This is a genomic window from Kordiimonas lipolytica (genome assembly GCF_001550065.1).
This window is the reverse complement of sequence record NZ_LRUB01000011.1, coordinates 169,176-192,160: the sequence shown is the minus strand read 5'-3', so window position 1 is coordinate 192,160 and position 22,985 is coordinate 169,176. Positions and strand designations below refer to the sequence as shown.

General features: G+C 53.9%; 22 protein-coding genes. 13 read left to right on the top strand and 9 right to left on the bottom strand.

Features of this window, described 5'->3' with window-relative positions:
* Position 1: 1 nt before the first annotated feature.
* Entirely contained in the window at positions 2–1,390 is a 1,389-nt protein-coding gene (locus KORM41_RS05445) for a methyl-accepting chemotaxis protein (RefSeq protein WP_156431906.1), read from the bottom strand.
* Positions 1,391–1,663: 273 nt separating this feature from the next.
* Here KORM41_RS05445 and KORM41_RS05440 point away from each other — a divergent pair, with 273 nt between their 5' ends.
* The 3 genes from KORM41_RS05440 (at position 1,664) to KORM41_RS05430 (ending at position 7,003) form a co-directional block, all read left to right on the top strand.
* Positions 1,664–2,074 (top strand): glycoside hydrolase family 18 protein, encoded by a 411-nt coding sequence (locus KORM41_RS05440; protein WP_068145708.1) that lies wholly within the window; start codon positions 1,664–1,666, stop codon positions 2,072–2,074.
* 133 nt (positions 2,075–2,207) lie between these two features.
* Positions 2,208–5,138, top strand: a complete 2,931-nt coding sequence (locus tag KORM41_RS05435) for a Tn3 family transposase (protein WP_068145705.1) — start codon at positions 2,208–2,210, stop codon at positions 5,136–5,138.
* Positions 5,139–5,674: 536 nt separating this feature from the next.
* Positions 5,675–7,003, top strand: a complete 1,329-nt coding sequence (locus KORM41_RS05430) for an APC family permease (RefSeq protein WP_197420974.1) — start codon at positions 5,675–5,677, stop codon at positions 7,001–7,003.
* 247 nt (positions 7,004–7,250) lie between these two features.
* Here KORM41_RS05430 and KORM41_RS05425 read toward each other — a convergent pair whose 3' ends face one another.
* The 4 genes from KORM41_RS05425 to KORM41_RS05410 all read right to left on the bottom strand — a co-directional run bounded on the left by KORM41_RS05425 (position 7,251) and on the right by KORM41_RS05410 (position 11,738).
* On the bottom strand, positions 7,251–7,703 hold the full coding sequence (locus KORM41_RS05425; RefSeq protein WP_197420973.1) for a potassium channel family protein: 453 nt from the start codon (positions 7,701–7,703) through the stop codon (positions 7,251–7,253).
* A 154-nt stretch (positions 7,704–7,857) separates the two neighbouring features.
* Complete coding sequence (locus KORM41_RS05420) at positions 7,858–8,739, bottom strand: copper resistance protein B (protein ID WP_068145695.1); 882 nt, start codon at positions 8,737–8,739, stop codon at positions 7,858–7,860.
* A gap of 20 nt (positions 8,740–8,759) precedes the next feature.
* A complete protein-coding gene (locus KORM41_RS05415; RefSeq protein ID WP_068145691.1) occupies positions 8,760–10,454 on the bottom strand; it encodes a copper resistance system multicopper oxidase in 1,695 nt (564 codons plus the stop codon).
* A 351-nt stretch (positions 10,455–10,805) separates the two neighbouring features.
* On the bottom strand, positions 10,806–11,738 hold the full coding sequence (locus KORM41_RS05410) for a site-specific integrase (protein WP_068145688.1): 933 nt from the start codon (positions 11,736–11,738) through the stop codon (positions 10,806–10,808).
* A gap of 194 nt (positions 11,739–11,932) precedes the next feature.
* Here KORM41_RS05410 and KORM41_RS05405 point away from each other — a divergent pair, with 194 nt between their 5' ends.
* The 3 genes from KORM41_RS05405 (at position 11,933) to KORM41_RS05395 (ending at position 13,955) form a co-directional block, all read left to right on the top strand.
* On the top strand, positions 11,933–12,955 hold the full coding sequence (locus KORM41_RS05405) for a DNA-binding protein (RefSeq protein WP_068145685.1): 1,023 nt from the start codon (positions 11,933–11,935) through the stop codon (positions 12,953–12,955).
* On the top strand, positions 12,952–13,179 hold the full coding sequence (locus KORM41_RS05400; protein WP_068145683.1) for a hypothetical protein: 228 nt from the start codon (positions 12,952–12,954) through the stop codon (positions 13,177–13,179). The genes KORM41_RS05405 and KORM41_RS05400 overlap by 4 nt, the downstream gene beginning before the upstream one ends.
* Positions 13,180–13,373: 194 nt before the next feature.
* The gene (locus tag KORM41_RS05395; RefSeq protein ID WP_068145681.1) at positions 13,374–13,955 is read left to right on the top strand and encodes a glycoside hydrolase family 18 protein; all 582 of its coding nucleotides are present in this window, start codon (positions 13,374–13,376) and stop codon (positions 13,953–13,955) included.
* A 38-nt stretch (positions 13,956–13,993) separates the two neighbouring features.
* On the opposite strand, the gene KORM41_RS21705 is transcribed toward KORM41_RS05395, so the two are convergent.
* Positions 13,994–14,161 carry a hypothetical protein gene (locus KORM41_RS21705; protein WP_156431905.1) on the bottom strand — a complete coding sequence of 56 codons (168 nt, stop codon included), beginning with the start codon at positions 14,159–14,161 and terminating at the stop codon, positions 13,994–13,996.
* Positions 14,162–14,364: 203 nt separating this feature from the next.
* On the opposite strand from KORM41_RS21705, the gene KORM41_RS05390 reads away from it, so the two are divergent.
* Both KORM41_RS05390 and KORM41_RS05385 read left to right on the top strand, forming a co-directional pair.
* Complete coding sequence (locus KORM41_RS05390; protein WP_068145679.1) at positions 14,365–15,546, top strand: thiolase family protein; 1,182 nt, start codon at positions 14,365–14,367, stop codon at positions 15,544–15,546.
* A 40-nt stretch (positions 15,547–15,586) separates the two neighbouring features.
* Positions 15,587–16,720 carry an acyl-CoA dehydrogenase family protein gene (locus KORM41_RS05385; protein ID WP_068145675.1) on the top strand — a complete coding sequence of 378 codons (1,134 nt, stop codon included), beginning with the start codon at positions 15,587–15,589 and terminating at the stop codon, positions 16,718–16,720.
* Between the two features lie 98 nt (positions 16,721–16,818).
* On the opposite strand, the gene KORM41_RS05380 is transcribed toward KORM41_RS05385, so the two are convergent.
* Entirely contained in the window at positions 16,819–17,649 is an 831-nt protein-coding gene (locus KORM41_RS05380; RefSeq protein ID WP_082719770.1) for a patatin-like phospholipase family protein, read from the bottom strand.
* A gap of 136 nt (positions 17,650–17,785) precedes the next feature.
* On the opposite strand from KORM41_RS05380, the gene KORM41_RS05375 reads away from it, so the two are divergent.
* The 3 genes from KORM41_RS05375 (at position 17,786) to KORM41_RS05365 (ending at position 19,501) form a co-directional block, all read left to right on the top strand.
* Complete coding sequence (locus KORM41_RS05375) at positions 17,786–18,349, top strand: DUF1579 family protein (protein WP_068145670.1); 564 nt, start codon at positions 17,786–17,788, stop codon at positions 18,347–18,349.
* Between the two features lie 17 nt (positions 18,350–18,366).
* Positions 18,367–18,942 (top strand): uracil-DNA glycosylase family protein, encoded by a 576-nt coding sequence (locus tag KORM41_RS05370; RefSeq protein WP_068145667.1) that lies wholly within the window; start codon positions 18,367–18,369, stop codon positions 18,940–18,942.
* 100 nt (positions 18,943–19,042) lie between these two features.
* A complete protein-coding gene (locus KORM41_RS05365; protein WP_068145665.1) occupies positions 19,043–19,501 on the top strand; it encodes a host attachment protein in 459 nt (152 codons plus the stop codon).
* A gap of 71 nt (positions 19,502–19,572) precedes the next feature.
* Here the strand turns inward: KORM41_RS05365 and KORM41_RS05360 are convergent, their stop codons facing one another.
* Positions 19,573–20,334 (bottom strand): SIMPL domain-containing protein, encoded by a 762-nt coding sequence (locus KORM41_RS05360; protein WP_068145662.1) that lies wholly within the window; start codon positions 20,332–20,334, stop codon positions 19,573–19,575.
* Between the two features lie 115 nt (positions 20,335–20,449).
* Positions 20,450–20,965, bottom strand: coding sequence for a single-stranded DNA-binding protein (gene ssb, locus KORM41_RS05355; RefSeq protein ID WP_068145659.1), 516 nt, complete (start codon positions 20,963–20,965; stop codon positions 20,450–20,452).
* 279 nt (positions 20,966–21,244) lie between these two features.
* Between ssb and KORM41_RS05350 the strand changes: the two genes are divergently transcribed.
* Both KORM41_RS05350 and KORM41_RS05345 read left to right on the top strand, forming a co-directional pair.
* Complete coding sequence (locus tag KORM41_RS05350; RefSeq protein WP_068145657.1) at positions 21,245–21,787, top strand: hypothetical protein; 543 nt, start codon at positions 21,245–21,247, stop codon at positions 21,785–21,787.
* A 32-nt stretch (positions 21,788–21,819) separates the two neighbouring features.
* A complete protein-coding gene (locus KORM41_RS05345; RefSeq protein WP_068145653.1) occupies positions 21,820–22,983 on the top strand; it encodes a DUF1624 domain-containing protein in 1,164 nt (387 codons plus the stop codon).
* Positions 22,984–22,985 lie beyond the last annotated feature (2 nt).

Sequence of the window (22,985 nt, the reverse complement as noted above, 5' to 3'; positions counted from 1 at the left end):
GTTACGACATCACGCCAACCCGGAAACCGCCCCAGTGCCTGCCATTTACGGTGATTGGGGCGGAAATGTCTTTCATCAATACAAACTTGCCCTCGCCCATATCGCGGCGATAAGGCTGAATCTTGAAAGGGTCCCGGCTTCTACCAGCCCTTAAAGCAACCTTGTCGTCGTACATCCGGCGATTGCGGGCATTGGCCGCGTTCCAGGCCGGATCATCCTTGCGCTGAGGGTGCGAGAATTTTTTGTTGTGCGTGGGAAGATAGCCGTTCCGATCGAACGCGGCACAGATAACGATCTTGTCGTTTGATGCGACGATCTTTTCCTGCATGTCAAAAAGCAGCCTGTCTGTCAGTTCCGTAAATCGGGTTGTCACCTGCTCAGGGTTCGTGCCGGGAACTGGAACATAGTTTTCATCAAACAGGTCGTCTTCGGTCACGTCACCCTTCTTGACCGCTTCCTCAAACAACCCGCTGATCAGGGCTGCTGTATCTCTCGCGATCTGGACATATTGCGTATCCGCCGTCTCCACCTCAGTCCCTGCCGCGATCTGAACCAGTTTTTCACCGAAATCAACCAGATCGTTCAGCCGTTGGTCAGCGCTACGAAGCTTCTTGTCGGCAAGCACCGTGCCTTCCGCAACTTTTTCAAGCTGCTCGTCAACCACAACGCATGCCTCGGACATAGAGACAGTTGCCGCATCAATCCGCTGGTTGCAGTCAGCCGCAACGGAGGTCACACCCCGCATTTCCTCAAGGCTTTCCACCAATCCGTCAATATGAGACTGCGCTGTCTCGGCACATTCTGCGCCCTCATGAATGTCGCCTATCAGAGCCTTTACCTGGCTGGACAGTTCGCTCACAACATCGTTGATACGTTCTGTCGCGGCCCGGGTCTCGCCTGACAGTTTCTTTACTTCACCGGCCACAACGGCAAAGCCACGGCCTGCATCTCCTGCGCGGGCAGCTTCGATGGTGGCATTCAGGGCCAGAAGGTTGGTCTGGCTGGCAATCGCATCGATCGCAGCAGAAACCTGCCCTACGGTCTCGAGCGCGGCCGACAGGCCCTTAATGCGTTCCTCCAGCCCGTTAACCGTGCCGATAAGCTTGTTTGTCTGTGCAGCTGTGTCGCCAACAGCCTCACTTGAACGGTTGCTTACCTGTTCGATCTGGCTCAAGGCATCGCCGATATCGCCAGCAGCCCTTGATACTTCCTCGCGCCTCTGGTTCATCTCCTCGACAGACGATTTGAGGGTACTTGCCGTTTCGGCCTGTGCCGTAAAAAATGCGCTAACCTCTGTCACCGCGGCGGCCACGTCGGCGCAATTCAGGCTGAATTCGCTGGCATTTTCGGCGATCTCGACAATCGCGTCTTCAGTTTTCTGCAAGGACACTTCCACTTCCCCGATAATTAGTCGACTCACTATTCAAATAATTAGACCAACTTTCCGAAGATTTGGTTACTAGATTTGAAATCCTCCAATGCGCCGCAGATTGAAGTCTCCGCCCTCCTTTTCTCTGCTTTTTTGGGAATGCAACCAACTCTGCATTGGATATTGGCCAATGGCCGCACCCTCGCTTCGTGCCTGTCCTGAAACGTGTTATTTAAAATCTTACGGTTGTATTTATTCCCCTTAAGGGGGACTTCAGGGCCAACACGCCCCTACATGAAAGGAACGGACATGCTAGAAACCGACAAACCCAAGTGGCCGGAAAACGCAATGGTCGGCTATATCGACATTCAGGCAACAGGATCGATGAAGGCCATTACAGCCAGTCAGATCCAAGCCTACAATGTTATCATTGTCGCGTTCACAGACCCTGACGGCACATTGGATGCAGCCCTCTGGGCTACCGTGGAGCCAATTCTGAAGAATGCGGCTCCTGGTACCTTGAAGCTGCTGTCCTATGGCGGTGCTGGCGCCTCCGCGGCCCCATCCCCGTTAACTGCCGTAAACCTCGTAAATACAGCGAAAACCCTTAGGCTGCACGGCATCGACCTGGATATCGAGGATAACAAGATTACAACCGCAAATTATAACTTGTTTGCGACGACACTTAAGAAGCTGGGGCAATGACCGGGTAGCTGCGAAATTGGCCATATTCATGTTTGAAAGTTCAGGAGGTTGCGGACAGACCGAATCTATTGCCTGACAGCGAAACAGGTTATGCTCTCCCTCTTGTGAACTTGCTCGTGCGGGGAGGAATAATGTGAAACAAGTCTGGGATGATGGTGAACTTGCCGAAAATTGGAACCTGAAGGCCGATGAAGAAATTCTATTCAAAGGAAAATCGGCACACGCACAACTTGGTATAGCGTTGCAGCTTAAGCATTATCAGGCCTACGGTCGTTTTCCCAAGAAGACCTCTGATTTTGCGTTGCAGATAATTCGCCATGTCTCAGATCAACTGGGAATTGTGTCGGAAGGCATATCGTCTTACGATTGGGAAGCCAGAAGCGCCCGGCGGCACCGGCAGGAGATACTCAAATTTCTAGACATTAGGCGAATAACGGCAAGAGATCGGCAGCAACTAATCACATGGCTTTGTAACGACGTGTTTTCCGAAGGAACTGAACCCAACGAAGCTTTTGATCAGGCATGCTCATATCTGTTAGATAGAAAACTGCAGTGCCCGTCCACCAAAGAACTCGATCGCTTGATACGGTCTGCCCACAATCGTTTTCTTCAGAGTGTTCACCGAGACATATCCGCGAGGCTATCTGGCGCTACACGTGAGGCGATCGAGGTGAGTTTGGCCGATCCTGATGTGCCAATAGGCTTCAATGGGTTGAAAGCTGACCCAGGACGGGTCAGCCTGGATAATATATTACGCACATGCAGCCAACTTCGGTTCATTCGGTCCCTGCGACTTTCAACGGCCACCTTCGGCGGTGTCAGTGCAAAATTCCTCAAGCGCTTGAAACAGATGGCCAGCAATGACACCGCATGGGACATGAAGCAGCGTCCGATTGAGCGCCGGCATTCACTTTGTTCAATCCACTATTGTTTCCGCGGACGGGAAATTACCGATGGCCTGATCGATCTCCTATTGGAAACAATTCACAAAATCGACGCAAGCGCGCAACGGAAAGTCATGAAGGAATTAATGGCTGATTTCCAGAAGGTCTACGGCAAGGAACGTTTGCTGTTTGAAATCGCCGACGCTGCCCTGACCGACCCCGATGGAGCCGTCTGCGACGTGGTTTTCCCAGTCGCCAACCCAGAAGTTCTGAGCAATCTGGTGAAAGAATACAAGTCGTCGGGTCCTGGCTATAAAAAGAAGGTGCATACAGTCCTCCGGGCGTCCTACGGCAATCACTATCGCAAGATGCTTCCGGCCATCCTTGATGTCCTCGAGTTTCGTTCAAACAACGCCGCACACCGCCCCCTTCTTGACGCTCTGGACTGGATCAAACGGATGCGCGCCGACAATCGTCGTTTTATCCAGTTGGATGAAGGCTTGCCGGTTGATGGCGTGGTGCCCAAAAAATGGCACGAGGTCATCATCGATCACGATGCCACAAACGGCCCCCGGATTAACCGCATCAATTATGAAATCTGCGCCCTGCAAACGTTGCGCGAACGCATAAGGTGCAAGGAGATCTGGGTTGTCGGTGCAGATCGTTACCGTAATCCGGATGAAGACCTGCCTGGTGATTTTGAAGACCGGCGTCCAGACTATTATGGGCTATTGGACCAGCCCATGGATGCCGGTGAATTTATCGCGCGCGTAAAGAAGGATATGGACCGAACACTCTTTGAGCTGAATGCCGGCATGCCGAGAAACAAGAAAGTTTCGCTGCGCACTAATCACAAGAACAGAATTTGTCTGTCCCCTCTTGAGCCCCAGCCAGAAGCGCAAGGCATCGCGCCGATCAAGGCCGAACTCGCAAAAAGATGGCCGATGACGGGCTTGCTGGATGTGTTGAAAGAAGCGGATCTGCGGATAGGCTTCAGCGATCTGTTCCAAACCTCAGGCAATCGGGAAATACTCGATCGGGAAACCATTCAGAGGCGCTTGCTGCTCTGCCTCTATGCCATGGGTACGAATGCCGGCCTAAAGCGGATCAGTGCAGGCCCGCACGGCGTCAGTTACAAGGAACTCCTCCATATTCGCCGCCGCTTCATCGGCAAAGACGCCTTGCGGAATGCAATAGGTCAAATAGCGAACGCGGTATTTGCCGTACGAAACCCGGAGATCTGGGGCGAAGGCACGACGTCATGCGCGTCGGATTCCAAGAAGTTCGGTGCCTGGGATCAGAATCTCATGACAGAATGGCATATCCGCTATGGTGGTCGCGGGGTCATGATCTATTGGCATGTCGAAAAGAAATCGACTTGCATCTACTCTCAACTCAAGCGGTGTTCCTCTTCCGAAGTTGCCTCGATGATTGAAGGCGTTCTCAAGCACTGCACCGATATGGATGTTGATCGTCAATATGTGGATAGCCACGGGCAAAGCGAAGTGGCGTTCGCCTTCTGTCATATGCTCGGGTTTGACCTGCTGCCGCGGCTTAAAGCCATCAGTCGTCAGAAGCTCTATCTGCCAGATCCAGGTAAGCGCCAAAATTATGGCAACTTGGAACCGATCCTCACACGCCCTATTGATTGGCGCCTTATCGAACAGCAATATGATGAAATCGTAAAGTTTGCGGCGGCCATGAAGCTGGGTACCGCGGATCCAGAGGCCATTCTCCGGCGATTTACACGCTCGAACGTCCAGCATCCCACATACAAGGCGCTCACCGAGCTTGGCAAAGCCATCAAAACCATCTTTTTGGCCAGATATCTGGGGTCTGAGGAACTCAGGAGGGAAATTCACGAAGGCCTAAACGTGGTAGAAAACTGGAACAGCGCAAACTCCTTCATTTTCTTCGGGAAAGGCGGTGAGGTGGCAACAAACCGGCTGGAAGAACAGGAATTGTCCGTGCTCTCGCTGCACCTGCTGCAAATTTGTCTGGTCTATGTAAACACGCTGATGATGCAACGGGTGCTCGCAGACCCCTCATGGAGCCGAACGTTAACGACAGAGGATCGGCGTGCCATTACTCCGCTGATCTATGGGCACATAAATCCTTATGGCATATTTGATCTCGATATGTCCAAGCGGCTCGATTTGGACTTCAAAGTACTAACGTGACGACTGATATACTGTTTGCCATCGACACACTACTTTGCCTTACAGGCATCAATTCGCTTGTACTGGGGCTTACTCCATATGCGAGGATATTTCGAATTTTATTCGCAACCGGAGTTTTAGATGCTCAGCAGAAAAATTGGCGCTGCCACGTTCACAGGATCATTGGCTGCTTTGTTTCTGTCAGACACAACCTTTGCCCTTGATCCTGTTTTAGCCCTGACCCTACATGCTGTTCAAGGATGTCATTGAAATCGATGCAGAGTACGCTAGCCATAAGGTCAAGAGGCTTTCAGGAATATATGCGTCATTCGCCATCAGGGAAGATGGTTCGGTCCCCCGGCACCATGAAACGCAAACAAGCTGCGCAAACAAAAGAGAAACTTATGCACCCATAACTTTCGCTGGTGACCGAAAGACATATTGCAACAAGCGCGTTGATCAAACCTTGCCTTGACGGCTGCGATAACTATCTTGACAATCGAAGCAATATATATCGGCGATACCCGAGTCGAGCAATGAGAATGACGAGGAACCCAATGAACCACGACCACGGCAGCAACAGCTACAAAAAGAACTCAATTACGCTCGGCGGGGCGGTTGCGATGGGGACCGGGGTCATGATCGGTGCGGGGATATTTGCTTTGACCGGGCAGATTGCTGAGCTTGCCGGGCCGCTCTTTCCAATCGCCTTCTTTATCGGTGCAATCGTCACCGGGTTCAGTTCCTATAGCTACATCAAGATGTCAAATTCCTGGCCATCGGCAGGGGGCATCGGAATGATTTTGCAAAAGTGTTACGGTCCAGGCGCCGTTGCGGCGGGAGCGGCTCTTCTGATGGCGCTCAGCATGGTCATCGCCGAAAGCCTCGTCGCCCGGACCTTTGCCACATACCTCCTGCGCCCTTTCAATATTGGAGGAGGGCCGCTTGTACCCATCCTCTCCGTTGGTGTGATCCTCTTTGCATATCTTGTAAACATTGCGGGCAACAGGTCAATCGGTCTCTTTTCGATCGTTATGGCCGCGATCAAGATCGGCGGCATAGCGCTTTTCGGGATCGCGGCCTTGTGGTCTAGCGGGTTCAGTTTCGCCGCCTCCTCCCAGAGTGCCGGCAATTTTGGTGCAACGGGTTTCGTCGCCTCGGTCGCGCTTGCCGTTCTCGCGTTCAAGGGATTCACAACAATTACCAACAGCGGTGCCGAGATTACCGACCCCAACCGCAATGTCGGTCGCGCGATCATGATTTCCATTGTATTGTGTGTTGTCGTCTATCTGCTCGTCGCATTCGGAGTGGGATCAAGCCTCACCATCGACCAGATCATCGCCGCCAAGGACTATTCGTTGGCCGAAGCAGCAAAACCAGCCTTGGGGCAGGTCGGATTCCTGCTGACGGTTCTGCTGGCGGTCGTCGCAACCGCGTCTGCGGTTCTGGCCAGTGTCTTTGCCGTCTCGCGAATGCTGGCCATGTTGACGGATATGAAGATGATCCCGCACAGCCATTTCGGCATGTCCGGACCGATCCAGCGGCATACGCTGGTCTATACGGTGGTGATCGCATCTTTTCTGGCCGTGTTCTTAGATCTGAGTCGTATAGCGTCGTTGGGTGCGTTCTTCTACTTGACCATGGACATGGCAGTGCAATGGGGTGTCTGGCGTTTCCGCCGGACTGAAATCGGTGCGTCAGGTGTCGTGCTTCTTGCGGCGCTCGGGTTCGATGCGATCGTTCTGGTCGCCTTCACTGCTCTGAAACTGCAAAGCGATCCTTCTATCGTTGTTTATGCAGTTATTGCGATCATCAGCGTCTTTCTGTTCGAACGAGCCTACCTATCGCGTTGGCTTGCGCCGCAAAATGACTCTGCCCGCAGTTGACGGATCATGTCACACTAAATAGTCACGATGAGCGACGCGCGGGAATTACAATGATCATCGGTTTTACGCTGGGCTTCGCCGTTGGCGGGTTCCTACGCGCATATCCACCATCTGCCCCTGCGGACGATACAGGACGCTTGGGCAATCGAAGCCCCTCTGATCCAGCGTGAAGTAAATCCCAGTCGCCCTCTTATTCGGCATTCTTGCGTTCAAGGCCCCTGATTGGCGGAACCAAAACATGGATGTCTCACTCCTTGTCTTCGGGCTCGACGCAGGGTTGCCAGTCCCATAGACGATTCATCGTTGCAAACAGGAAGGATGCTGACCAGGCAATCAGCAAGAGCCCGTTGAGGGCCTCGACACCAGCGAGAAACCGCAGATGCCCGGTTGGGACGATGTCTCCGATTCCAAGCGATGTGTACATGACGGTCGAGAAATAGAAGTAGTCAAGCAGGTTTGCCGTTGCCGACCCCTCGAAGCCACCTATACCAAGCTGTGCCTCGGCAATCCAGAAACCGCCTGCGAATAGCGCGATCTGAAACAGATGGGTGAGAAACAACAAACTCACGATGGAAAGCACGCGGGTATGTGGTCGCAACGGAACGGACGCCATGCGTCCCGAGCAGAATCCCAGAGACATCACATGCAGATAGGCTGTGGCGACGAAGAGTGCGACAGAAATGGCTATCGAAACTAACAATTCACGATCCTATTATTTACATAAGTTCAGACTTGATCGTAAGGAAGTGTGTCGCCGAGACTTCCCCCAGGTTGAGGCATGTAATAACAGATGATAGTATCACGTCGCCCAATTAACATGTCGGAGGTAAAAAAGCGTGTTGCTTTAATTGTCTCTAAAACCAAAGCCGAAGGCCGGTAACAAAAGACAATGAACTTGGATCGACACCGTCGTCACGAAGAATTTTCGCTGTACTACCTAGTTTCCGATTCCACTCAAGTCCTACATAAGGTGCAAACTCTCGGCGAATTTCGTAACGCATCCGCAGCCCCAACTGAATGTCATTGATACCTTTCCCAACATCATATTTTCTCGCTTCGCTTAAGGAAAAATTTGTCTCAAAGCGCGACTGCAAAATTAGTCGCTGCGAAAACAATAGATCGTATGTGGCCACGACGCGCCCTGAAATATCACCCCCATCACTCAAAAAAATCGCAGGCTCCAACTCAAACCAATAGGGTGCCAACCCTTGCAAGCCAATTACCGCAAATGCTCTGTCACCAGATGACCCCGTACCATATGCTACGTCATAACGAGCACCTACCTGAAAATCCCAGAATGGCGATACGGCTCGACTGTAAAGTGTTTGAAGCTCCATCTCCCCATTATTAGAGGATAACTCGTCGACCCCTTCAAACTTGAACCAAAATTTACTGTAATCAGTACCCCGCCAACCCTGCACATCCCAGCGAAGAACGTCGCTGTCACCATTGTTCCGATATTCAAACTGATCAAAAATAACTTTACTAACAGAAATCATGTCGGTGTCTTCCCAGCCATCCATGTGGCGGTATTCATACCCTCCGGAATTGGCATTTGGGTCGCGAGCGTCAGGGGGTATTTTCCCTCCTTGCATGGAAGGCTTGTCTTTGGCTTCTTTGTTCATTGTTGCTTCTACTTGTGGCATCGGCATTTCCTGCGCCAACAAAGAAGGTTCAGAAAATAGAAATATAGCAGCTGGGAGGATAGCTATTTTTTTAAATTTTGTATGAGACATAATCCGTTTCCTTTGCCTTTTCACGCTACCACGACTTCACGAAACATACCGGCTGCCATATGGTACAATAGATGACAATGAAAGGCCCAGCGGCCCTCTGCATCTACCGTTACAAGCATGCTGACGCTTTGCGCGGGCTGAACGGAAATGGTGTGTTTCCGAACTTGAAATGTGCCGTCCGGCGCTTCCAGATCAGACCACATTCCGTGCAAATGCATTGGATGGGCCATCGTGCTGTCATTATGGAGGATTACGCGAATGCGCTCTCCCAACGGAAAATGTAACGGTTTGGCTTCGTTTAGTTTTAGACCGTCAATCGACCAGATAAAGCGCTCCATGTTACCAGTTAAATGCAGCTCAATTTCGCGACTTGGCTGTCTCGTATCTTCCGGCTGATCAACACTTTTCATGTCAGCATATGTTAGAACTCTGCGGCCATTGTTGCGCAGCCCTGGTCCGGGGTCATCCAAATTCACACGAGGATAATTGATCCGCATGTCCACAGCAGCGCCGTACTCGGTCCGTGCATGATTGACCTTGCGCTTTGGCGCTTTCATGGCCATGCTTGCCATGGAACCCTTTTGGGCCATACTACCCATCATGTCTATCGGTTCTAAAAGCACAGGATCATCCAGTGATGGCACATCTGCTTCTAGGCCTGGCTTCGGCGATAGGGTACCGCGCGCATAGCCGGAACGATCCATTGACTGAGCAAAAATTGTATAGGCGTTATCATCAGGAATTGTGACAATCACATCATAGGTTTCGCCAGCGCCAATTCTAAATTCGTCAACAACAACGGGAAAAATGCGCTGACCATCGGTTGAAACGACAGTGAGCTTTAATCCCGGTATGCGGACATCGAAATAAGTTGCCGTACCAGCACCTATAAAGCGTAAGCGAATACGTTCTCCTTTTTTTGCGGTACCAGTCCAGTTACCGTTGGGCGAGTGACCATTCATCAAATATGTATAGGTAGCGGCCGATATATCGCTGAAATCCGTTGGACTCATACGTGTTTTGTTCCAAATACTACGTTTAGAAAGGGCTTTACTTAAGCCCACCTGAGCAATGTCATCAACGAAATCGCCTACAGTTTGCCGCTGGTAGTTGTAGTATCCCCCCATTTTTTTCAATTTCAAATAGACATCAATCGGCTCTTCGTCGGTCCAGTCACTGAGAATGACTGGATAGTCACGATCAACGTGCTCATTCTCGGATGGTATCCGTGGCTCGACTATCAACGCACCATATAGGCCTGTTTGCTCGTGCAGTGTGTGCGCGTGATACCAATATGTGCCATTTTGTACCACTTTGAATTTGTGTACAAACGTCTCACCCGGTTCAATGCCGGGAAAGCTAATACCGGGTACGCCGTCCATTTCAGCGTCAAGAATGATCCCGTGCCAATGGATTGTTGTCATTTCACTTAGCTTGTTGGTGACATGAATTGTAACCATGTCCCCTTCTTTAACTCTCAAAATCGGTCCGGGGAGGGTGCCGTTTGCTACTGTAGCAATACTAGGCTTCCCGGTAAAATTCACTGGTTGAGGTGTAATTTCAATATGAAACTCTTTTCCTGTCAGTTCCTGCGTGCTGTTTTTTGCCCATGAAACGTTGCTGAAAAAGCCAGTGGCGGCGACAGCTGTCACAGTTGCAGCAACCCCCTTAACAAATTGCCGTTTCGAGAGAGTCGTATCCCGGTCTTTACTCATTAACGCCTCCTAATAGTCAGAAGTTTGAGCCTCCTGCAAACTCAGGGGGCAGTTTTAATGTTCAATTGTCACTGGTCAGGGGGGGGGAAGTCAACAAGGCTGTTGGCAGTACGAAAATCCGCCAAGCATATGCCAATGAAGGGGCGCTTACAGTCATACCCTCAAAAAGGGATGCTCGAAACCCCGTGTCCCTTGACACCAATCTCTATGCCATGCGCAATATCGTCGAGCGCTTCTTCTGCAAAATGAAAGACATGCGCCGGCTCGCCATGCGTTTCGAGAATCAGGAAGAACTTCCTGAACCTGATCTATATCTTCGCCATCAGATGCTGCTACAATTGAGTCCACATCCTAGTATTTTAGGAGGCCGGCCTCAATCTTCTGTTTTTTGTAAGGGTCTGCAGTGTCCATGTAGCGCAACGCCGATTTCACGTCCCGCCAGCCCACATATTCCATTAGAGACTTGATATCCCAACCGTTTGAGTTGGCCCATGAGGCAAACCCACGACGGAGTGATTGGCTGCTATATTGGGCGCCCTCTATGCCAGCCCCGGCCAGTTCCTTCCGCAACAGCGGCACGATGCTATTGGCGTGCATCCCAGTGTTTCGCATATGGCCCCAGCGATCGACACCTCGGAACAGGGGCCCCGTCTTAATGCCGGATGCACTAAGCCACTCCTGGCACGCTTTCACCGGGCACAGGCGGCTTAGAGCCGGACATCGGTATGTCGTGCCACCATGGCTGTGATCAGTTTTAGAGCGCCCCAAATGGAGTGTCATTCCCGCACCAGCACCAAACTCAATATGCTGAACGTCGATCCGGCATAATTCGTCGCTCCTGAAGGCGCGCCAAAAACCGAGCAATATAAGAGCGCGATTACGCAGTATTCTCAACGTCTCACCAGACGTAGTGGCGCCGACCTCAAGCTCAGCATGCCAGTAGCCTTCCAGGGCTTCAAGCTGCGTGAGTTGTAGTGGCGCGGCTTGCTTCTCCCGGTAGGGATGTAATTCAGCAATACCTTTCAGCGTGCGCTTGACCAGATTTGTCTTGGTCGGGTCGGCAAATCCATGGTCAACGTGCCAGCGACCAATCGCGGCGAGGCGTTGCCTGAGTGTGTTGAGGGACAGGCTGTCCGCATAGTCGGCCAAATAGTGGGCGACCCTGTCGGCTGTCGCGGGCAGCATGCCGCCCCACTGGATTTCGAAATGCTCGACCGCCGACGCATAGCTCCGGCGCGTGTTGTCACGGGTCGCGGCCTGTACATACTCTTCGATACGGCTCATGAAGGGTCGCTTCGTCTGTTCTGTCTATGCCTGATGTATCATACCGATTTTTTCACCTTATCAGTATTTTATCGGTTAACATGTGATAATCTTCCATTATCAAATTTCAGGAAAATAGATTTATTACCAGCTCGTGCTTATAATATAGTATGTAAATACATAGTACATAATATCGTATGATATAGGAAAACATGATGGCACGCAGTGGAATCGACAAGCAATGCGTCAAACAGGCACGGCAGGCGCTCATCGCCCGAGGCGAAAACCCGTCGATCGACGCTGTCCGTGTCGAGTTGGGTAATACGGGCTCCAAAACCACCATTCATCGTTATCTCCGGGAGTTGGAAGCCGAGGATGCAGCAAAGATCGATGCAAACGCCTTTCTGAGCGATACCTTGCGCAACATGGTGGCCAACCTTGCTGACCAACTGCAAAAGGAGGCGCAGGCTGTCGTTGACAAGGCCAGAACGGATCATGCCGAACAGATCGCAGCATTGTTTCGTGAGATTGCCGACCGGGAAACCCAGCTTTCGGAACGCGACAAACAGCTACAGGAAGTTTCTGCGGGCCTTGCGGAAGAAAAAGAGGAGCATGCCAATACCAAGGCAGCTTTGGAGAGTGCTGTTGATGACAAAAGGGAGCAGGAACTTCGCATAAGAGACCTGGAAGCGCGCTTGTCCGAAAAAACATCGCAAATTGCCTCGCTAGAGGAGAAACACCAACATGCCCGCGAAAGCTTGGAGCATTACCGTCAATCCGTAAAGGAGCAGCGGGACGCTGAGACCCGCCGGTTTGAGCATCAGATGCAGCAACTGCATGTGGAAAAGCGCGAGCTGACCCAGAAACTTGGTGAAAAACAGGAAGATCTGTCCAAACTGGCAAGGGAAAACAGTGTGCTAACAACGAGGCTGGCCGATGCTCATACTGCCTTGGAAACCCTAAAGAGTGAAAATCAGGCCCTGGCATCAGAGTTGGCGAACAAATCGGAGGAGCTGCGGCGGTTTGCGGACATAGGAACGAAATATGCTACGCTTCAAGGCTCATATGATGATCTCTTGACCAGCCACCAACACATTCAGGAAGATGTGCGTACCAAGGAAGTGGCATTGGCCGGCCTCAAGGCGGAAGTGACAACCGTTACAAAACTTCTTGCCAGGTTCGAAAACACGCCGAAAGGACAAACGCAAAAGAATAAAAGGGGGGAGCCCATGGAATGAGCACGAAGTCAACGATATCTACCGGCGACGGCTATCATTTGTTCGAGGAAGTTACCTTGGATGATGAACCGTTGACACATGTCCTGCTCGAAGTAGAGCGCCCCAGCAAGTTTGCTGTAGAAAAGCAGTTTCCGAACTATGATGCCAACGTGACGGTGGCTATTCCCAGCACGACCATGGATGAAATAGCATTGGCGTGGATCAGAAAGAGGCGCTTGGTGTGATTCTGTGCCAAATTAGAAAGGGCGACGTACAGGAACTGCCGTCGAAACATGTTAATGTTCTATTTTTGTTCGATCGCAGGTCGTTTTTCGCAAGAACCCGGTCAACTAGCCGACCGAGGGCGCGCCTGCATGTGTACCCTTTTTGTTCCCAAATATGGCCACTTTCGCAGTTACCCGGTCACTAGGCCAAGCTGGTGAAAGATGATCTTCTGCTGACAATGGCCCCGATTTTGGCAGGCACCCCAGACGCGCCCACGCTCAATATTCCAAACGGTGGCATCTCGCTGGAGCTCATCTACAGCCAGCCATTGTTCGACGCCGTGTTGGTGCAGGCCTACAATTCGGGAACGAGCTTCACATACCCGCTTCCCGGCGATCCAAAACAGCAAGTGGCTGAAGACGATGCCAATATCGTGTCAGCCGCCTACAACGCGCTCCAGCAGAATGGGAAAGTGAATAGTGCCACCAAAATCGTCATCGGCATTCCCGCCAATGCGGGCGCTGCACCAACGGCATCAAATCTCTGGGATGTGAAAGATTATACGAACGTGCCACCGGTAATCGCCAACAACCTGCTGGATATTGCAAAAGGAAACAACGGCATCGACCCCAGCCAGTTTGGCGGCATGATGACCTGGAGCCTCAATGCTGACGCTGACCCATCGGCCTACCCCGGCTATGACGGCATTGAAAACGGCCCGGCGGGCTATTTCGCTGAAAATGTCGCACCGCTCGTCACCGCCTTGCCTGCACAAAAAGCAAAGGCGGCTGAATAAATCGTTGAAGGGGTAGCTTGCGGGCTGCCCCTTTGTGTTCAGCCTTGCCGCTTGCGCTTGCCCAGAAGGTCAATCAGTACTGCTGAAACAGCGCCAATCGCACCACCCACAACCGTCTCTAGAATGGCGGGATACGGCAGCCACGCACCAACAATCGCACCAAGAACAAAGCCGACAAACAGAAAAAAGCCTACGCGTGTACCCATAACGGTGTCCCTTCAAAATGGTTCGTCGCCTTCATATATGGCTGGGTGTGGCCCGTCAAATGTCACTTTTTTGTGCAGGTGCGAAAAGAATTCTATTTTGCACTTGCGAAAAGCAGGATTTTTGGCACATTGTCCGCAACCAAATTTAGGGAAAACGCCCCGGTTGCAGAGGGCGGCCCAACCAGATTGAAGGAGAGCCCCGTATGTCTCAGGATGCAATTGTTATCGTTGGTATGGCCCGGACCCCAATGGGTGGCCTCTTGGGTGACCTGTCCACAGTTCCTGCGTCTGACCTTGGCGCTGTTGCCATCAAGGGCGCGCTTGAAAGCGCCGGCATGGACGGTGAAGCCGTTAATGAGACGATCATGGGCTGCGTTCTGCCCGCTGGCCAGGGCCAGGCCCCTGCCCGCCAGGCCAGCCGCAAAGCCGGCATTCCTGACGCCACTGGCGCTGTAACCATCAACAAAATGTGCGGGTCCGGCATGCAGGCGATGATGCAGGCGCACGACAGCATCAAGGCTGGCAGCAACAGCATTGTGGTTGCAGGCGGCATGGAGAGCATGTCCCTGGCGCCGCATATGCTGCCAACAGGCCGCACAGGCGTGAAATACGGCAACGCCCAGATGATTGACCATATGGCGCTTGATGGCCTGACCGACGCCTACGCGGGCGAGCCAATGGGTGTCTTCGCCGAACTCTGCGCCGCTGAATACCAGTTTACCCGCGAGGCCCAAGACGCTTATGCAATCCGTTCGCTTGAGCGTGCGCAGCGGGCGATTGAAGACGGCAGCTTCGAAGGCGAAGTTGTGCCAGTAACTGTCAAATCCCGCCGCGGCGACGTGGAAGTGAACACAGACGAGCAACCGCCGAAAGCCCGGCTCGACAAAATCCCTGGCCTGCGCCCTGCCTTCAAGAAAGACGGCACCGTAACGGCTGCGAACGCCAGCTCCATCTCTGACGGCGCGGCAGCACTTGTAATGATGACTGCCGGGGAAGCTGAAAAGCGTGGCCTGACGCCGCTTGCCAAGCTGGTCGCGCACGCAAGTCATGCCCAAGCGCCTGAGTGGTTCACCACAGCGCCCGTGAAGGCAATGGAAAAGGTGATGGACAAAGCAGGCTGGTCTGTAGCTGACGTTGACCTCTTTGAGGTGAACGAAGCCTTCGCTGTTGTTGCCATGGCGGCGATCCAGGAACTGGGGCTTGATCCAGAGAAGGTCAATGTGAACGGCGGTGCTTGTGCCCTTGGCCACCCGATCGGTGCGTCTGGAGCACGTATCTGCGTAACGCTCATTAACGCGCTCAAGAAGCGTGGTCTTAAGAAAGGCGTTGCCAGCCTTTGCATCGGTGGCGGTGAAGCCACTGCCGTTGCGATTGAGCTGGCATAAGCGCTAGATTGGCCAAAACGATAACCAGAGGGACAAGGCCATGATCCTGACTGAAGAACAACGCATGGTGCGGGATATGGCCCGCGCCTTTGCCACTGATCGCATTGCGCCCAACGCTGCCGCATGGGAAAAAGCTGGCGAAATTCCGGCGGATATCCTGCGCGAAATGGGTGAGCTGGGCCTCATGGGCATGACCATGCCCGAACAGTGGGGCGGCGCGGAAACAGACTATGTTTCTTACGCGCTTGCGCTGATTGAAATCGCGGCCGGTGACGGCGGGCTTTCAACGCTGATGAGCGTGAATAACGCGCCAGTGTGCGCCGCTGTACTGGCGAACGGCACCGACGAGCAAAAGGAAAAATTCCTCAAGCCGCTCGCCCGCGGCGAAATGATCGGTGCTTTCTGCCTCACGGAACCACAGGCAGGCTCTGACGCTTCCATGCTCAAGACCCGCGCCGAACGCACCAATTCAGGCTGGAAGCTAAATGGCTCCAAGCAGTTCATCACGTCCGGCAAGATCGGCGGCGCTGCCATTATCTTTGCGGTGACGGACCCGGCGGCTGGCAAGCGCGGCATCTCCGCCTTCTTGGTAAGCACCGACACGCCAGGCTATACAGTGGCGAGCGTGGAGCACAAGCTGGGCCAGAAGTGTTCCGACACCTGCTACATCACGTTCGACGATATGGAAGTCGGCACTGACTGCCTCCTTGGCGAAGAAGGCGCGGGCTACAAGGTCGCGCTTTCGAACCTGGAGACAGGCCGCATCGGCATCGCCGCCCAAAGCGTAGGCATGGCGCGTGCAGCCTATGATTACGCCCTCGCATACGCCAAGGAACGGACAAGCTTCGGCAAGCCGATCATTGAACATCAGGCCGTTGGTTTCCGCCTTGCGGATATGGCAACCAAACTGCAGGCAGCGGAACTGATGGTGCTGAACGCCGCCGCGATGAAAGACGCGGGCGAACCATGCCTGAAGGAAGCCTGCATGGCCAAGCTGTTCGCATCCGAAGCGGCAGAGAAAATCTGCTCAGACGCGATCCAGACGCTGGGCGGCTACGGCTACCTCAGCGAATATCCGGTTGAGAAGATTTACCGTGATGTCCGGGTAACCCAGATTTATGAGGGAACCTCAGACATCCAGCGGATTGTGATCTCCCGCGAGATCAATCGTTAACGTCCGGCACCCTGAACTCGTTTCAGGGTCCATGGCTAACCTGTTAAGCCCTCTGCTTTCACATGGATGCTGAAACAAGTTCAGCATGACGTTGGAAGCTAGGCTGATTTCTCAGCCAAATTGGCCCGCTCCATCGCGGCCCAGATCGAAGGCAGCTCATCCAGGGCTACCTTTTTGCCAAGGGCGATCAACTCGTGGGCCTTGGTAAAGTCCACCATGTCGATATGGCCAATCTCCGGTGTGATGATAACATCTGGCTGGTCCAGCTCCAGTCGCGCTCGGCTCAGGGCCTGCAAGGCCATGGACCACCCTGCCCGCGCTGTCCTCAGCGCCCGACCGTTTTTCTTGCCATCGGGCGACAGGCCATAGCGGCGGGCACGACCCTCATAATCACCCTGCAGGTCAACCGCGATGATGAAATCAGCCCCCAGGTCGCGCGCAGCACTGACCGGGATCGGGTCAACCATACCGCCATCCCCAAGCAGCATTCGGCCAGTCTCGACCGGCGGCAATACCCCCGGCACCGCCGAAGATGCCCTTAGGGCCGTTACCACATCGCCTTTATCGAAAACCACCCGCTCACCGGTATAAAGGTCCGCTGCCACGGCGGCGAAAGGCTTGGGCATCTGCTCAATCGCCAGCGTCCCGAAATGGTCACGCAGGCGGCGTTCAATCTTGCCGGCGCCAATCAGGCTACCGCTTTTGAAGCCAAACTGGCCAAGGGAAAGCATTTCCTTGAAGGTAAGTTCTCGCGCGATCTCTTCCAGATCGTCCAGCATGTCGGCGGCCACACAGGCCCCAACGATGGAACCGATGCTGGTGCCTGAAACGATATCCGCATGAATACCTTCTGCTTCCAGCACGCGTACCACGCCAATATGGGCCCAACCAAGTCCAGCACCGCCCCCAAGGGCCAATCCAATCCTCACAAATCAATCCTTCTTTGTTTTACTTTAACCAGACATGGGGCCACAGGCCTTGGCGTACAAGACCAGCCTAAACCATTTTCTATATTGCTGGCTGGCCCCCGCGGCTTAGAGTGATGCTAACGGGGAGGACCAACTAATGAAGACAATTCTGACGGCGTTTTGTGCCATTCTCATGACCGCAACCGCGATGGCCGAACCGCCAGAGCGCCCGGCAGTATCCGAAAAGCCTTATGCCATGATGCAGAAGCTCGCAGTCCTTGAAGGCCGCTGGAGCATGGTAACGGAAATGACCGAAGACGGCGGCCAGACCTGGCAGGCGTTTCCTGCCGCAGAAGTAGACCTTCACCTCCGGCACAAGGGCATGATTTTGGCTGAAATCCCAGCAGATACCACAAGCCCCGGCTTCCATATGGAAACCTACATCAGCTTTGACCAATACCGGAATGTCTACCGGAAAGCCGCGATCGATGATGTCTGGGGCATCATGGACATGTATGAAGGCGCGCCAGCGGGTGATAGCATTGTCTTCACCAACATCAAGTCCGGCACCACATTTCCGGTCGGCGACGGCGTCTGGCGCAATTTCCGCCTGACGCTGGAGCTCAGGTCCCCTGTGCGCATGCTGTATATCGACAAATCGGATGACGGCGGCCAAAGCTGGCAGAAGGCCTTTCGCATTACCTATACGAAGCAGGACTGACACGCTATCGTCGCACCATGGAGACGCTTCTTTCGGAAATCCGCAGCTGCAATCACTGTGCGGCCCACCTACCCCACGGCACGCGCCCGGTTTTGCAGGCGGGTAAAGGCGCGCGGATACTGATTGCCGGACAAGCTCCTGGACGCAAGGTTCACGAAAGCGGTGTGCCATTCGACGATGCCTCGGGCGACCGGCTCAGGGACTGGATGGGCGTGGGCTTTGACACCTTCTATGACGCCGAACGCATTGCCATCCTGCCCATGGGCTTCTGCTACCCCGGCACCGGCAAGTCTGGCGACCTGCCACCTCGGCGCGAGTGTGCGCCTTTATGGCGCCAGCGCCTTCTGGAACAGCTACCTGATATTGAACTCACGCTGGTTATTGGCGGTTACGCATTGGACTGGCACTTGCCGGACAGAGCCGAGACGACACTGACCGCAACCGTCAGAAACTGGCGGAAATACCCGGAAAATATCCTGCTGCTGCCGCACCCCAGCCCGCGGAACAACATCTGGCTCAAGAAAAACCCTTGGTTTGAGACGGATCTTCTACCGGAGCTGAAAGCCCGCTGTCGGCGCGCCCTCTTCGGCTAAGGCGAACCAAAACGCCAGCGCCCACATGACCCAAGTCAATACATTCACACCGAATAGGTGTATAATGCTCCCCATAGACCCCTGGATCAGGAGCAAAGCCATGCATACAAAGAAAACCCGGGACTGGATTTTGCTGGCGGATCGCGCGCACGCGAAAATCTACACACGGCATTATGTAAACGGTGCCATGCAGCAATATATCGCCCTTGAGCACCCAGCCGCCCGCAAGTTCCAGCACGACCAAGGATCAGACAAGCCCGGTCGCGGGCACCAGTCGTCTTCAGGTGCCAAGCATTCCTATGAAGACCATGCAGATTTTCCCGAGCAGGAAAGCCAGGCGTTCCTGCAAGGTATTGCTGATGAAATCAATGAAGCTGCCGCACAGGATGAGATGGACCGGTTGATTTTGGTGGCGCTACCAAAAACCATGGCTGTCATCAAGAACGCCCTAAGCCCGCAGGCCCAAAAGAAGCTTGGCGGTGAATATGCCAAAAACCTGATTCACCTGTCAGAAAGCGATTTTCAGGAACAGTTGGCAGATTATGAAAGCCTGAAATAACCAAGGACACCCTGAATGAGGCCGAGCTGACGCCCGGCCTCTACTCCGCACACGAGTTTTGCATGAAAAGCTTAATGCTTGAGATCAGGCATGGCCATGACGGCAAGGCCACCCAGCGTAAAATAGACTTCCTGGTCCTCAGGTTCCGCGACAGCGACAATCCATTGTTCGCCTGAATAACCACGCTCGGGCGCCATTGCCATCGCCGCAGACGCGTGCCGACCCTGCCTGCCGCCTAGGTTCACTTCCTTGAGGCCCAAGAGGTCTGAACTGAAGGCGTTCGCCAGCATTCTGGCTTTAAGGATAAGCTTTTCTGCTGCGGGCTGCATGAGGGCCTCCCGCGTTTTATCATAAAGCGCCGGAGATACTTCATAGTCGAAATAGTTGAGCGCCAAGCCTGCCGCCTGTAGCCGGTCCACCAATGCCCTGAGCGCTGTATCGTTCCCAGATTGAAGCCGAATTGATTGGCGGGCGATCCACTTTGGCGCAACGTCTTTGGGCGCTGTGCCATTCTGCCTTTCCCACCGAGTGCCGCGCGTACCGTCATCATACCATGTCCGGTAGCCTTCAATTTTGGCCTCCACGGTCGACATGCTGGACGCGATTGCCCACGCGTCTGTCATTTTCTCGTTGAGTTGTTGTTGAACGGTATCCGACTCCGCACCCTCAACCCGGAAATAGAGCCAGGCGACAAGGATGTCTTCCTTGACGGTTTTTTTAACCATGACCGTCAACTCCAGGTCGGTCTCGCGTTGACCATCTACTGCATCTGCATTTGCAGATATACTGGCGGTCATCAGCCCAAGGATCATGATGTAGATGAAGTGCTTCATAGCTGCCTCTCCTTTAATGTTATATTATTACATATCATTTTACCAAAGAGGCGACAACCATAAAAAAAGCGCGGAGCAAAAGCCCCACGCTTTCATACTCAAATTACCAGATGCCTTAGAACGGGATTTCGTCGTCCAGGTCGGCACCGCCGCCGAAATTGCCACCTTGCTGACCGCCTTGTTGGCCGCCGCCTTGGCCGCCACCGGATGGGCCCGCGAAGTCACCAGCGCCGTAACCTGATTGGTTGTTGTCGGCAAAGCCGCCGCCCTGGCTGTCACCACGGCCGCCAAGCATGGTCAGTTCGCCGCGATAGCGCTGCAGCACGACCTCGGTCGAGTATTTCTCAACGCCCTGCTGATCGGTCCATTTGCGGGTCTGCAACTGGCCTTCGATATAAACGGTCGAGCCCTTCTTGAGATACTGCTGCGCCACTTTGGCCAGGTTTTCGTTGAAGATGACAACCCGGTGCCATTCGGTGCGTTCCTTGCGCTCGCCCGAATTACGGTCGCGCCAGCTCTCGGACGTGGCGATGGAGAGATTCACAACAGGTGAACCGTCATTCATCGTGCGCACTTCCGGGTCGCGCCCAAGGTTACCAACCAAAATTACTTTATTTACACTACCGGCCATCAGAGCCCCCTTATTCGTCATTCTTGAGTGCCTCTAGCACCCGTGTGGCAGCGACAATAGAACAAGCCAGCCAACGCTTCAAAGAGAAACATGGCCCTTCGCCAAAAAAGAAATTTGTTCTATATTTGTTCTCACCGTAATACAGCAGCCAGCGCGGGTCAAGCCACCGCTTTCACACACCCTGCCCCACGCCAAGCTCGGTTCGTCGCAAGCCTCTATTTTTGCATGAGGAAACGGCATCAGGCTACTGTCGGGGATAAAAGGACATAGGGGATTATTATGACAATCAAGAAGGTCTTCACTATCGCCGCCATTCTGGGCGCATCCTTAACAGCATCTGCCCAGAACCAGACACCGCCAGCAAACACCTGTGAGACCGATCCGGCTTTCCAGCAGTGGAGTTTCTGGGAAGGTGAGTGGTCGGTGACGGCCCGCGCCAACGGCGCGTTCCAGGGCACCAACAGGATCACGCCGGTGGAAAACGGCTGTGCCTTCCGCGAGGAATGGACCAGCGCGAACGGCGGCACGGGGCAAAGCCTGAATTACTATAATCCAAACACCAAGAAATGGCGCCAGGTCTGGGTGTCCGCCGGTGGTGGCGGCTATCTGATTGATTATGAAGGCGGCCTTGAGGACGGCTCCATCAAGCTTGAGGGCGAGATCTTCTATTATACAAACGGCAAGACCTTTCCGTTCCGCGGCAGCTGGACCAAACTGGACGACGGAACCGTACGCCAGTTCTTCGAACAATATAACCCGGAGAAAAAAGAATGGGCCGTTTGGTTTGATGGGGTTTACGCGCGCCTAGAAAAAGGCGAATAATACTCGCATTGCGATAATGTGGGGAGAGATATATGGCTGCTGCCAAGCGTGTGTACCGCCTGGATTCGATCGATTTTCTGCGCGGGTTGGTGATGGTGATCATGGCGCTCGACCATGTCAGGGACTTTTTCACGGACGTCCGCTTTGACCCGGCAGACCTCAGCCAGACAGATAGCGCCCTCTTCCTGACGCGGTGGATTACCCATTTCTGTGCCCCCACCTTTGTGCTCCTGTCCGGCATCAGTGCCGGACTGATGCATGAACGCAAATCCACGACTGAACTCAGCCGCTTTCTTGCCATCCGCGGGCTCTGGCTGATCGCCATCGAGATCACGCTTGTCAGCTTTGGCTGGCAGTTCAATCTTTCAAGCTTCACCTTCGGCCTTCAGGTGATCTGGGTCATCGGGGCTTCGATGCTGGTGATGGCCGCCCTCGTCTGGTTGCCCTTCTGGGCGATCATTGGCTTCGGCGCTGTCGTTGTTCTTGGCCATAACGCCCTTGATTACGGCCTGTTCCCGGCAAGCGACTGGACCAAGCCAACGCCCTTCTGGCATATCCTGCATAATCAGGGCTTCAGCCTGGTGGCTGGCTTGCCCGTGGCGCGCATGTATCCGCTTCTCCCCTGGATTGGCCTGATGCCCCTCGGCTATGCCCTTGCCAGGGCCTATAAGCTGGACCCGGAGGTGCGCCAGCGCTTCCTGCTGCAGCTCGGCCTAGCCCTCACCCTCGCTTTCATAGCTCTCCGGCTTCTGAACGGCTACGGCAACCCGTCACCCTGGTCGGCGCAGGATAGCGGCATTTTCACGCTGTGGTCCTTCCTCAACACCACCAAATATCCGCCCTCGCTGGCGTTCCTTTTGATGACGATCGGCCCGGGGCTTATCATCCTGGCATATGCCGAACGCTGGCAGGGCAAGGTCGTGGGCTGGATGGTCACATTCGGCCGGGTGCCCTTCTTCTATTATCTCGCTCACATTTACCTGGCGCACCTGCTCGCGCTTTTCGCCGCAGAAATGCAGGGCCTTGGCTGGCGCGCCATGGCCACAGCCATGTGGAACATGCCGCAAGGATACGGCTTTTCCATCGGCGTTGTCTGGCTTGTGTGGGTGGGTGTCGTGGCGGCGCTCTACCCAGCCTGTAAATGGTTCGCGGCCCTCAAGGCGCGGCGCAAAGACTGGTGGCTCAGCTATCTCTAGGC